Annotated in this window: 1 protein-coding gene; it reads left to right on the top strand. The window is 64.9% G+C overall.

The genetic code is table 11. From position 1 onward, the window contains the following. The first annotated feature begins 84 nt into the window (after positions 1–84). A complete protein-coding gene (locus FGL95_RS15070; protein WP_240962989.1) occupies positions 85–13,827 on the top strand; it encodes a non-ribosomal peptide synthetase in 13,743 nt (4,580 codons plus the stop codon). Positions 13,828–13,927 lie beyond the last annotated feature (100 nt).

The following is a 13,927-nucleotide window of genomic DNA, read 5'->3' as shown; positions in this document are numbered from 1 at the left end:
GGTCCGGCGCGATCGTCGCGCCGGGGCGTTTCGGATGTACGTGATATCGCGGGCAGATGCCCACGGGCGAGGAGTCGAGCTCTGATGATGATGGACGAGACAGCCGCGAACTCGAACAGTGAGCGGCTTGATTCTCCGCCACCATCGGACGGTCGCCGACGGCGTCCCGCGCGCCGCGTACGACGGGGGAAGACTCTGCCGCAGCTGTTGGCGGCCGCCGTCGAGCGCGATCCAGCCGCGATTGCGTGTGTGTTCGAGGGCCGAGAGGTGTCCTACGAAGAGCTCGACAGGCAGACCTCGCGGCTCGCGCGACTTCTGATCGACCGCGGAATCGGCCCCGAGGACATTGTCGCGGTGGGCATCCCGAGGTCCATCGAGTCGGTCATGGCGGTGTGGTCGGTTGCGAAGTCGGGCGCAGGGTTCGTGCCTGTCGACCCGGCGTATCCGCCCGGCAGGGTCGCCCACATGGTCACCGATTCGGGGGCGAAGGTCGGCCTGACGGTGTCGGCAGTCGCTGCGGAGCTACCCACGGATATCGAATGGCTGGTCCTCGACTCGCCGGAGGTCAGCGCCGCACTGGCCGGGTTCTCCGACGACGCCGTGTCGTTCGCCGATCGCAGTCGTGTGTTGCAGCAGGATCACCCCGCCTACGTCATCTACACCTCCGGGTCGACCGGGACTCCCAAGGGTGTCGTCGTCACCCACGCCGGCCTCGGAAGCCTCTGCGACGAGCAACGGGAGCGGTACGAGGTCGGCGGCGACTCGCGCACCCTGCATTTCGCGTCGCCTAGCTTCGACGCGTCCGTGCTCGAACTGCTCCTCGCAATCGGTGCGGGCGCAACGATGGTGATCGCACCGACGACGATCTACGGCGGCGACGAGCTCGCGGACCTGCTTCGCCGCGAACGCGTAACACACGCGTTCGTCACGCCGGCGGCGCTCGCCTCGATGCATCCCGTTGGGCTGGACGACCTGCGAGTCGTCGTCACCGGCGGTGAAGCCTGGTCGCCGGAACTCGTTGGCCGATTTGTTCGCGGGCCGCGCAAGATGTTCAACGCCTACGGACCGACCGAGACGACGGTCGTAACCAATATCAGCGAACCGCTGGTACCGGGGGAGCCTGTGACTATCGGCGCTGCGATCCGGGGTACGGGGGAGCGAATCCTCGACAGCCGGTTGCAGCCCGTCCCGGTCGATACAGGTGGCGAACTCTATGTGTACGGGCCGCAATTGGCGCGGGGTTACCACGACCGGGCGTCGCTGACGGCGGCGCGGTTCGTCGCGGACCCGCTCGGCGAGCCGGGATCGCGTCTCTATCGCACCGGCGACTTGGTCCGGTCCCGGCCGAACGGAATGATCGAGTTCGTCGGCCGCAGTGACCAGCAGGTCAAGGTACGCGGCTACCGCATCGAGCTCGGTGAGATCGATGCGGCTTTCGCAGCCCACCCCGATATCGAGTTTGCCGCCACTCTGGGTCGCGAATCAGCAACCGGGGAAACCATTCTCGTTTCGTATGTGCTCGTTGAGCCGGACCGACCGTTCGAGCCGGATGAGCTCACCGCATTCGTCTCGCGAACGCTGCCCGCGCACATGGTGCCGCTGGTAATCATGAAGCTCGATTCGATCCCGCTTACGGGCGCGGGCAAGTTGGATCGTAAGTCCTTGCCGGAACCTATATTCGAGGCTCGCGAATACGAGGCGCCAGAGGGATCGGTCGAAGAGATCGTCGCCGAAGTCTTCGTGAGCGTGTTGCCTATCGAGCAGGTCGGCCGGCACGACAACTTCATGGAGCTCGGCGGCAACTCGTTGATCGCGACTCAGGTCACCGCCCGGCTGAACGCGTTGCTCGATGCCAGGCTTCCCGCGCGCATGGTCTTCGAGCACCCGACGGTTGCGGGTCTGGCGGCGGCGATCGAACCGAAAAAGGGCGAGGGTGCGCGCCCGGCCATCACCCCGAGAACCCGGCCGGAGCGGATTCCGCTCTCGCTAGCGCAGCAGCGGCTTTGGTTCCTGAACCGGTTCGACCCGACGTCGGCCGCAAACAACGTGCCCGTCGCGATCCGGCTTTCGGGCGACCTCGACGTCGCGGCTCTGCAGGCCGCGGTGACCGACGTTCTCGACCGGCACGAGGCTTTGCGAACCAGTTACCCGGATGTCGGCGGACGTGGCTACCAGCAGATTCATCCGGTGGCCGATGTGAGTCCCGACTTGACACCGACCTCGCTGAGCGAAGATCGGCTGCTCGACTGGGTGCGAGACTTCGTGATGCGCGGATTCGACGTGACGCGCGAGGTCCCGCTGCGGATGGCGCTGCTTCGGCTGGCGCCCGCTGAACACGTCCTTGCGCTCGTTGTGCATCACATCGCGGCCGATGGCGTCTCGATGGCCCCGCTCGTCCGTGACGTCGTCGTTGCCTACACCGCGAGGCGGGCCGGGACGCCGCCTAAGTGGATGCCGCTACCGATCCAGTACGCCGATTACACGCTGTGGCAGCGTGAGTTGCTCGGCGTCGAAGAGGATCCGAACTCCCTCGCGGCCCACCAAACCGCCTATTGGCGAACTAAACTCGCTGGGTTACCGGATCGGCTGGACCTACCCGCGGACCGGCAGCGCCCGTCGGTCGAGTCGAACGTCGGAGCGCTGTTTCATTTCGAGATCGCCGCCGCGACCGATCGCCGGATAAGGGAGGTGGCGCGCGAGAACGATGCATCACCGTTCATGGTCGTGCATGCGGCCTTGGCGGTGCTACTCGCGCGAATGTCCGCGACATCCGACATCGTGATCGGGACTCCGATCGCAGGCCGGGGGGAAGCCGCGCTGGACGACATGGTTGGCATGTTCGTCAATACGTTGGCGATGCGCCTCGATGTTCGCGACGACCTACTCTTCACCGACCTGCTGATTCAGGCGCGGAAGACCGACCTCGATGCGTTCTCGAACGCGGATCTGCCATTCGAGCGGCTCCTCGAGATACTCAACCCGGTTCGGTCGGCGGCGCATCACCCGCTGTTCCAGGTGGCGCTGTTCTTCCAGAACATGGAACGGCCGACGCTGGAGCTGCCCGGTCTGACCGTCGGTGGCGTCGATTTCGACGGTGCCGCCGCGAAATTCGATCTCCAACTGACGGTTTCGACCGGATCCGGCGTTGGTGAGGAACCGACGGCCGCGATGCTCACCTACGCCACTGATCTGTTCGACGAGTCGACGGTCGCGAAATTTGCCGACCGCTTTCTCCGGATCCTGGATGTGGTTGCGGTCGACCCAGATGTCGTGGTCGGCGACATCGACATTCTCGACTCGCGCGAAGCGCTTGTCGCGCTGAGGGACCGCAATGCGACCGCGCACGCGGTCGAGGGCGTGCTGTTGCTCGACGGGTTCGACCGCCAGGTACTGCGTTCACCGGACGCAGTGGCCGTTGCGTCGGACGACGGTCAGCTCACCTATGCGGAGTTCGACGCTCGCGTCAACCAGCTTGCGCGGGACCTGATTTCCCGCGGAGTCGGCGCGGAGTCGCTGGTAGGCATTGCGATTCGCCGGTCCGTGGATCTGGTCGTTGCCATGTATGCCGTGGTGCGCGCCGGTGGCGCGTATGTGCCGTTGGACCCGGACCACCCCGCCGAGCGAATTGCCCACATTCTTGCGACGGCCAACCCGGTCTGTGTGCTGTCGACGTCGCGAGACGAGTTCGCTACCACCGCGAATGTCGAAGTGGTGTCGATCGATTCGCTCGACCTGTCGACGCACTCCGGCGCTCCGGTCCGCTCGTCCGAGCGGCTGCGGACCGTACGTCCCGAGAGTCCGGCCTACGTCATCTTCACGTCGGGCTCGACCGGAATGCCGAAGGGCGTCGCCGTCTCGCACGCCGCGATCGTGAACCAACTGGAGTGGATGCAGGCCGAGTACGGACTTGTTCCGACCGACGTGTACCTGCAAAAGACAGCGACGACGTTCGACGTGTCGCTATGGGGATTCTTCATGCCGCTGCGGGTCGGCGCGACCCTGCTCGTCGCCGCCCCGGACGGCCACCGCGATCCGCAGTACCTCGCTGAGACGATCGCCGCTCGGCAGGTCACGGTCACCGACTTCGTGCCGTCGATGCTCGCGGTGTTCGCCGCCCACGTCGAAGCCGGCCACTTGGAATCGCTGCGCCACGTGTTCGTCATCGGCGAGGCGCTCCCGCCGGCGACGGTTGCCGCGTTCGCTGAGGTCAGCGGCGCAGCCGTGCACAACCTGTACGGACCGACCGAGGCCGCGGTGTCGGTGACCTACTCGCCGGCCGCTTCCGCGGTCGGTGCCGTTCCGATCGGGTTGCCGGAGTGGAACACTCAGATCTTCGTGCTCGATTCCCGGCTGCATCCAGTACCAGACGGCGTGCCGGGTGAGCTGTATCTCGGCGGTGGCCAGCTGGCACGCGGCTACGTGAGCCGGCCGGATCTGACGTCGGATCGGTTCGTGGCCAACCCCTTCGGCGGCCCTGGTGCTCGGATGTATCGCACGGGCGACCTTGTGCGCTGGCACGGTGCGGGCGGGTTGGATTACATCGGACGCACCGACTTCCAGGTGAAGTTCCGCGGGCAGCGAATCGAGCTGGGCGAGATCGAAACGGCACTCCTGGCCCAACCTGGCGTGACTCAGGCTGCAGCACTTGTGATGACTGCACCCCAGGGCGATCAGCTGGTCGGCTACGTCGTCGGCGCCCCGGCCGCGGCCCTCGATGGCCAGTCCCTCCGTTCCGCCGTCGGAAACGGGTTGCCGCCCTACATGGTGCCGTCGGCGATCGTCGTGCTCGACGAGTTCCCACTGAACACCAGCGGCAAGCTCGACCGAAAGGCCTTGCCGTCACCGACGTTGCAAGACCGCGAGTTTCGTGCACCGACCACGCCCGTGCAGGAGATCGTGGCCGGGGTGTTCGCCGATGTGCTCGGTATCGAACGGGTCGGACTGGACGACGACTTCTTCGCACTCGGTGGCAACTCGCTGATCGCAACACAGGTCGTCGCGCGGCTCGGTGCGACGCTCGATACGCGCGTGCCGGTGCGGATGTTGTTCGAATCCTCTACTGTCGCAGCGCTTGCCGCTGCTGCCGAGTCGCACACCGGCGATAGTCGGTTGCCATTGGGACGCCAGACCAGGCCCGAGCGGATTCCGCTGTCGTTGGCGCAGCAGCGGATGTGGTTCCTGAACCGGTTCGATTCGGATTCGGCGGTGAACAACCTGCCGATTGCCATCAGACTGTCCGGAGAGCTCGATGTGACGGCGCTGCGCGACGCCGTGACCGACGTTCTGTGGCGCCACGAGTCGTTGCGAACGCTCTATCCCGAATACGACGGGACCGCCTATCAGCAGATCGTCTCGGCCGAGGTCGCGGTTCCAGATTTGACGCCGGTGGCTGTCGCGGCTGACGACATCCTCTCCGCCGTAGGGGATTTCGTGTCGCGTGGCTTCGACGTCACAACCCAGGTACCCGTCCGCGCTCAGTTGTTCGCTCTCGATGCGCGCGACCATGTGCTCGCGGTCGTCGTTCACCACATCAGTGGTGACGGATTCTCGATGGGGCCATTGACCCGCGATGTCATGGTGGCCTACCTGGCGCGAACCCATGGTGACGCTCCGAACTGGGAGCCGTTGCCGGTGCAGTACGCAGATTTCGCGATCTGGCAGCGCGAGGTACTCGGCTCGCTGGACGATCCCGCATCGCTCATCTCGCAACAGATCGATTACTGGCGTACGAGGCTGTCCGGATTGCCGGACCAGTTGGACCTTCCAGTGGATCGGCCGCGTCCGGCGATTGCCTCGAACCGCGGTGCCGACTTCGCTTTCGCGATCGACGCGGACCTCCACACCGGAATGAACACCATTGCGAAAGAGCACCATTCGACGACGTTCATGGTCGCGCACGCTCTACTCGCCGTACTGCTCGCTCGACTGAGCGGCACCACCGACATTGCCATCGGCACGCCGGTCGCGGGTCGTGGCGAGCAAGCGCTCGACGACGTCGTGGGAATGTTCGTGAACACGCTGGTGCTACGCACCGAGGTCGATCCGAATTCCTCGTTCACCGATCTCCTCGAGCGCGCTCGGGAGACAGATCTGGGCGCATTCGGACATGCGGATCTTCCGTTCGAGCGCCTTGTCGAGGTGCTCAACCCCGAACGCTCGCAAGCGCGGCACCCCCTGTTCCAGGTGATGCTCACGTTCCAAAACCTCGCGCGCACCGATCTGACATTCCCGGAGTTGCAAGTATCCGCAGTGGATTTCGACCTGGCCATCGCGAAATTCGATCTGCAAGTGACACTTTCCGAGCACATCGGCGAGCACGGCGAGGCTGCGGGTATGTCTGGCGTGGTCACTTATGCCACCGACCTGTTCGACGAGGCGACGATCGCCACCTTCGTCGAGCAGTTCGACCGCGTGCTGCGCGCTGTCGTCGGTACGCCCGACATCGTCGTCGGCGATATTGCCGTCCTGGATGCGGCGGAACATGACCGGCTGTTGCACGACTGGAACGAGCCCGGCAGCGATGTGGCCGATGCGACCCTGATCGGACTGTTCGGAGTGCAGGCGCGACGCACCCCCGATCGAGTGGCAGTGGTGCACGATGGCCGGTCCCTGACCTACAGCGACCTGTCGCAGCGCGTAAATCGTCTCGCACGCAAGCTGATTGCCGAAGGCGTCGGCGCCGAATCGCTCGTTGCCGTGGCTCTACCGCGCTCCCTGGACTTGGTCGTCGCGTTGCTCGCGGTGCTGGAGGCGGGTGGGGCGTACCTGCCGATCGATGTCACCTATCCGGCCGAACGACTCGCTTTCATGCTGTCGGACTCGAAGCCTGTCTGTGCCGTGACGACCGCCGCGTCGGGCGCCGATCTGCCGGTCGGCGATGTGCCCATCATCGATCTCGACGCGATCGATCTCACGGCCGGTGACGGTTCGGCGCTCGAGGACGACGAACGGCGCAGACCGTTGCGCCCCGCGAACACCGCTTATGTCATCTACACGTCCGGTTCGACGGGCACTCCGAAGGGTGTGCTTGTTCCGCACGCGAATGTGGTTCGGCTGTTTGCCAATACGCGCGAGCGGTTCGGCTTCGACGAAACCGATGTGTGGACGTTGTTCCACTCCTATGCCTTCGACTTCTCGGTGTGGGAATTGTGGGGGCCGCTGTTGCACGGCGGGAAACTCGTGGTGGTGGACTACTTCACGTCACGCACCCCGGAGGAGTTCCTCGAACTTCTTCGCCGAGAAGGGGTGACGGTTCTCAACCAGACGCCGACGGCGTTCTACCAGCTTATCGAGGCAGATCGTGCCGATCGTGCTGCCGACCCACTGCAGTTGCGGCACATCATCTTCGGCGGCGAGGCCCTGGATCTGAAGCAGCTTGCACGCTGGTACGACCGGCACGATGATGCGTCGCCGCGGCTGGTCAACATGTACGGAATCACGGAGACGACGGTCCATGTCTCGTACCTCGAGCTGACGTCGTCGATGGCGGACGGTTCTTCGGCAAGCGTGATCGGCCGTGCCGTACCGGGACTCGGTGTCTACGTTCTCGATTCGCGGCTACACCCGACTCCCGTCAACGTGCCGGGTGAGATCTACGTGACGGGTGGGCAACTCGCGCGCGGCTACCTCGGCCGGCCCGAATTGTCCGCCGGGCGCTTCGTTGCCGACCCGTTCGGCGCGCCGGGTGCCAAGATGTATCGAACCGGCGACGTCGCGCGGTGGAACGCCGCCGGTCAGCTCGAGTACGCCGGGCGTAGCGACTCCCAGGTGCAACTTCGTGGCTTCCGCATCGAACTGGGCGAGATCGAATCCGTGCTGAAGACCGGTCCAGGTGTCGCCAACGCCGTGGCCGCAGTCTGGACCGGTGAGAATTCGACCGAACGTCTCATCGGCTATGTCGTAACTGAATCCGGTGCCGCGGTGGATACCGCGGCGGTCCTCGAGCATGTGTCGGGCTTCCTTACCGATTACATGGTCCCCGACGCGCTCGTTGTGCTCGACGCCCTGCCGTTGACGGCCAACGGAAAGCTCGACCGGAAGGCGCTGCCTGCCCCGAAGTTCGTGAGCGACAGACCGTTCCGCGCACCGGAAACACCGATGGAGACGACGATCGCAGAAGTCTTCGCGGACGTCCTCGGTGTGGACCGAGTCGGTGTCGAGGATTCGTTCTTCGCCCTCGGCGGAGACAGCATCGTCTCGATTCAGCTCGTGTCGCGAGCAAAGGCGCGGGGTGTCTACTTCACGCCGCGCAATGTCTTCGAACAGAAGACCGTACGAGGGTTGGCAGAAGTTGCCGTCCTCGGCGACGATGCGGGTCCGATTGTCTTGGAAGAGCTTCCAGGTGGCGGCGTCGGCGACATGCCGTTGACGCCGATCGTGTCGTTCATGGTGCAGCGTGGCGGCGGCTTCGATCGCTACACCCAGTCGATTGCGCTGGAACTGCCGAGAGGTATCGACCGGGCGGGTCTATCGGCAGCGCTGAAAGCCGTCATAGATCGCCATGACATGTTGCGGGCCAAGCTGTTTCGCGACCCAGATGGCGAGTGGCAGTTGCAGACTCGCGATACCGATTCGGTCGCCGTCGACGACCTGATCGCACATGTTCCGTTCGAGGCGAGCAGCACCGACGAGGATCTGGTGACGCTCGCACATTCAGAGCTCGAAGCTGCGGCGGGACGGCTCGCGCCTGCGGACGGTGTTGTGCTGCAGTTCGTCTGGCTCGACCCGATTGTCGATGCCGAGTCTTCCGCAGGCTCCCGATCGGGCCGACTCATCATCGTGGCGCACCACCTGGTCATCGACGGTGTGTCCTGGCGAATCATCATCCCCGATCTTGTGTCCGCGTGGGCTCAGCTGTTGTCCGGCGCCGAGCCAGTACTCGCTGCGGTGGGCACCTCGATGCGTCGGTGGGCCCACGGACTCGCCGACCGCGCCCACAGCGACGAGCTGCTCGCCGAACTACCAGCCTGGCGCAAGATCGTGGACGTCGCTGACCCGCTGCTCGGCGATCGGCCACTCGACGCCACGGTCGATCTCGCATCGACGGTGGAGAAGTTCTCCGTGACCGTCCCCGAGCCCGTCACCGATGCACTGCTCACCGACCTTCCCAGGCTGTACCACGGCGCCGCGAACGACGGTTTGCTGGCGGGACTGGCACTGGCGTTGCTGCGCTGGCGGCAGCGCCGCGGAATCGATGCGACCGCCACGCTCGTCAGCCTCGAGGGCCATGGCCGCGAGGAAGATCTCGTTCCCGGTGCGGACCTCGCGCGGACAGTGGGCTGGTTCACCAGCATCTTCCCGGTCGGGATCGATCTGCGCGGGATCGACGTCGACGACGCGTTCGCAGGCGGACCCGCGGCGGGTGCCGCAGTGAAGGCCGTCAAGGAACAGTTACTCGCAGTACCCAACCGGGGCGTTGGCTTTGGCGTCCTCAAGTACTTGGCCGCCGACCACGCGTCGGACCTTGCTTCAGCCAGGACCGGAGAGATCAGCTTCAACTATCTCGGCCGGATTTCGGCGGGCGATGTTCCGGAGGGCATGGCCGACTTCGGCTGGATGCCGGCTGGCGACCTCGGTGACCTGTCCGTATCACCCGATGCGGACATGCCTGCAATGGCTGCAATCGACATCAACGCGGTAGTTCTCGGCGGTTCGCTGCGGGCGACGTTCGGGTTCCCGACCACGCTGCTCGACAACGCCGACGTCACCGAATTGGCTGATCACTGGATGGATGCGTTGACGGCCTTGGCCGCTCACACGCAGACGCCGGGCGCGGGTGGTTTGACCCCGTCGGATGTGAATCTGGTGCAGGTGCGGCAGAGGGACTTGGAATCCTTCGAGTCTCGGTTCGCCGGTGTCGTGGATGTCTGGCCGTTGGCGCCGCTGCAGTCGGGGTTGTTGTTCCACGCGTTGCTCGCCGACGCGTCGGTCGATATGTACTCGATTCAGATGGTGCTCGATTTGGCGGGTGTCGTAGATGCCGCGCGCCTGCGCGGCGCGGCTCAGGGTGTGCTGGATCGGTATGCGAATCTGCGGACCGCGTTTGTCGCCGACAGCGCCGGCGAGCCGGTATCGGTCGTTCTCGAGGACCTGACTGTGCCGTGGCGCGAGGTCGATTTGAGCGACATCGACGACGAGGTCGCGCGCGATGAGGCGTTGGCTGAGTTGTTGGCTGCCGATGCAGCTGTGCGCTTCGATATGGCTGTGCCCCCGTTGATTCGGTTCACGTTGGTGAAGGTCACCGAGGGCGTCTACAAGCTGGTGATGGCGAATCATCACATCCTGCTCGACGGCTGGTCGATGCCGCTGCTGATGAAGGATCTGTTGGTGCTCTACGCCACGCGTGGGGACGCGTCGGTGCTGGGGCGCGTGCGGTCCTATCGGTCCTACTTGGCATGGCTGGGTGAGCAAGATCCGGCGGTGTCGATGCGGGCGTGGGCGCATGCGCTAGAGGGTGCCGAGCCAACGATTCTGGTGCCGCAGCGTGCTGGGTCGGAGGTGATTTCTGCGCGTACCGGTGAAGTGGAGGTGTTCCTCGACGAGGCCGATATGGCGCGGTTGTCCGGGCTGGCGGCGCGGGTGGGCGTCACAGTGAACACGGTCGTGCAGGCGGGCTGGGGTGTGGTGTTGGGCCGGTTGACCGGTCGTAGCGATGTGGTGTTCGGGGCGACGGTGTCGGGTCGGCCTGCGCAGTTGGCGGGCGTGGAGTCGATGGTGGGGTTGTTCATCAACACGCTGCCGGTGCGGGTGGGTTTCGATCCGAACGAGTCGGTCGAGTCGTTGTTGGTGCGGTTGCAGGGGGAGCAGGCGGATCTACTCGATCATCACCACGTCGGGTTGGCCGATATTCAACGGGCTGTGGGTGCGGGGTCGCTGTTCGACACGTTGACGGTGTTCGAGTCGTACCCGGTGGACACTGCGGGCCTGGCTGACCAGGCCGGCGCCATCGAGGGAATGAGCATCGAGGGGGTCAGTTCCAACGATGCGCCGCATTACCCGTTGTCGATGGTGATCAACGCCGGTGCGCGATTGACGGTGACCTTCGAGTACCTGCAGTCGTTGCTCGACGAGGAAACCGTAACCACGATTGCGGGTCGGTTGATTCGGGCGTTGGCGGCGTTCCTCGCGAATTCCGCTGCGGCAGTCGGCGATGTCGAGTTGCTCGCGGCGGGGGAGCGGGAGCTACTCGTGTCGTCGTGGGCATTGGCCCCCGGTGCGGTGGTCGACCCGAACGTGACCTTGGTGTCGTTGTTCGACGCGCAGGTCGCTGCGACGCCGGATGCGGTGGCGGTGTGCTTCGAGGATGCGTCGCTGACGTATGCCGAGCTCGACACGCGGGCGAATGCGCTTGCACGGCAGCTGATCTCGGTGGGCGTGGGTCCGGAGTCGTTGGTCGGTGTGGTGCTGGGCCGGTCGCTGGATGTGGTGGTCGCGATCCTGGCGGTCCTCAAAGCTGGTGGCGGGTATGTGCCGGTCGATCCGACCTATCCGGCCGAGCGGATCGCCTACACGCTGACCGATTCGGCACCCGTGTGTGTGCTGACCGATTCGGGGTCGGTGGGTTCGGTGCCGGAGTCGGTGACGGCGGCACGGGTGTTGATCGACGAGGTCGAGGTGTCGGAGTTCTCCACTGCACCGATATCGGATGCAGATCGACTGTCGCCGTTGCGATCACAGGATGTGGCGTATGTGATCTATACGTCGGGGTCGACGGGTCGGCCGAAGGGTGTGGCGGTCACCCATCGCAATGTGGTCGAGTTGATGGCGAATGCGGCGCCGAAGTTCGGGTTCGATTCCTCCGATGTGTGGACGATGTTCCATTCGCCGGCGTTCGACTTCTCGGTGTGGGAGTTGTGGGGTCCGTTGCTCTTCGGCGGGCGACTGGTGGTGGTGGATTACTTCACCTCACGCTCCCCGCAGGATTTTGTCGAACTGGTGCGCCGTGAAGGTGTGACGGTCCTGAACCAGACCCCGTCGGCGTTCTACCAGTTCGCCGAGGCCGAGCGGGTGGCGGCTGAGGCGGGCGCTGATCGGTTGGCGTTGCGCCACATCGTGTTCGGTGGCGAGGCGCTGGATCTGGGTAGGTTGTCGGGGTGGGTGGCCCGGTATCCGCACGGTCCGCAGTTGGTGAACATGTACGGCATCACCGAGACGACGGTGCACGTGTCGTTCGTCGAGGTGACCGCGGAGTTGGTCGCTGCGGGTGGAGCGTCGGTGATCGGTCGAGGCCTGCCGGGGCTGGGTGTGTTCGTCCTCGACTCGCGCTTGGCGCCGGTGCCGGTGGGCGCTGCGGGCGAGGTGTATGTCTCGGGTGAGCAACTCTCGCGCGGGTACGTGGGCCGGGCAGCGCTGAGCGCAGGCCGGTTCGTCGCGAATCCGTTCGGACAGCCGGGTTCACGGTTGTACCGCACCGGAGACGTTGCGCGGTGGAATGCCCAGGGGCAGTTGGAGTATGCGGGGCGTTCGGATGCGCAGGTGCAGTTGCGTGGGTTCCGGATCGAGTTGGGTGAGATCGAGTCGGTACTGGCGTCGTTTGCCGGCGTGGCCTCGGCCGTGGCCGTGGTGCGGACCGATGAGCTGATCGGCGATCGCCTGGTGGGCTACGTGGTGCCGCAGGCTGGGGCGAGCGTCGATCCGGTGGCGGTGACGGAGTTCGCTTCGGGATTCTTGACGTCGTACATGGTGCCGGACGCGGTTGTGGTGTTGGACGCCTTGCCGTTGACCGTGAACGGGAAGCTGGATCGTCGGGCATTGCCCGCGCCGGAGTTCGTGAGTGAGCGGGAGTTTCGGGAGCCACGGACGCCGATCGAGCTGTCGGTGGCCGAGGTGTTCGCGCGCGTGTTGGGCGTCGAGCGGATCGGTCTCGACGACGATTTCTTCGCACTCGGCGGCAACTCGCTCATCGCAACGAAAGTTGTTGCACAGATCCAGGATTCGGTCAATCCGCGGATGCGAATGCAGTATCTCTTCTCGCACCGAACGGTCGGCGAACTTGCCGAACTGCTGAGTGCCGAAGATCCTTCGGTTGCCGGTCGAGACCGATCGGCCGGGCTGGACGTTCTTCTGCCCATCCGGACCGCAGGGTCGGACGCGCCGTTGTTCTGTGTTCATCCGATGAGTGGGCTCTCCTGGCAGTACTTCGCGCTGGCTCAGGTCGTCGATCCCGCGCACCCGCTGTACGGGCTGCAGTCGCCATCCATTCTGGATGCCAGCGTCGCCCCGCAGTCGATCGCCGAACTTGCCGCCGTGTACGTCCGCGAGGCTCGGCGGGTGCAGCCGAGCGGTCCGTACCATCTGCTCGGGTGGTCGTTCGGCGGCGTGCTCGCACACGCGATGGCCGTTGAGTTGGAGGCTGCCGGCGAGACCGTTTCGACGTTGGCGCTTGTGGACAGCGTCCGGCAGATCGATCTCGCAGTGTTCGGGTCGGAAATGCGTGACGAACTCCGGTCGGGTGGCATAGAGATTGCAGCAGATCAGGACTTTGCCGACTTCTCGCTCGAACAAGCCCAGCATTTGGTGGACGTCATGGGGGCGGCGGAGGTCGGCCTCACGGCAGAGCAGGTGCAACGAATGTTCGCGTTCGCCGTCCGTTCGCCACACCTGATCAACGACCACCAACCAGGTGTCTTCGGTGGAGATCTCTTGTTCTTCAGCGCTGAAGTAGAACACCCGACAAGCGCGGATGCTGCGTTGACGTGGCAGCCGTTCGTCGGCGGCGAGATCGTCAACCACACGGTCCCGACAAACCACGGCGCGATGCTCGGCGCCGAGTCGTTGAGCGTTGTCGGGCCGTTGCTGGATGGGTGGCTACGTAACGCCGGACGATAGATTTCGATCATGTTGTAACTCGACCGTTACTGGACGAACGATTGGATTTGGTCTAGTGATAGGTTCTCGATCATCGGGGGTCGGGCGCAGGTCGCCCCGT

The sequence above is a fragment of the Antrihabitans stalactiti genome, assembly GCF_012932915.1.
GTDB lineage: Bacteria > Actinomycetota > Actinomycetes > Mycobacteriales > Mycobacteriaceae > Antrihabitans > Antrihabitans stalactiti.
The sequence above is the reverse complement of the archived record's forward strand: the minus strand, read 5'-3'. Positions and strand labels throughout refer to the sequence as shown.

Excerpts from the sequence above, each read along its gene's own strand:
- FGL95_RS15070 (WP_240962989.1), top strand. The coding sequence starts at position 85 with ATGATGATGGACGAGACAGCCGCGAACTCGAACAGTGAGCGGCTTGAT.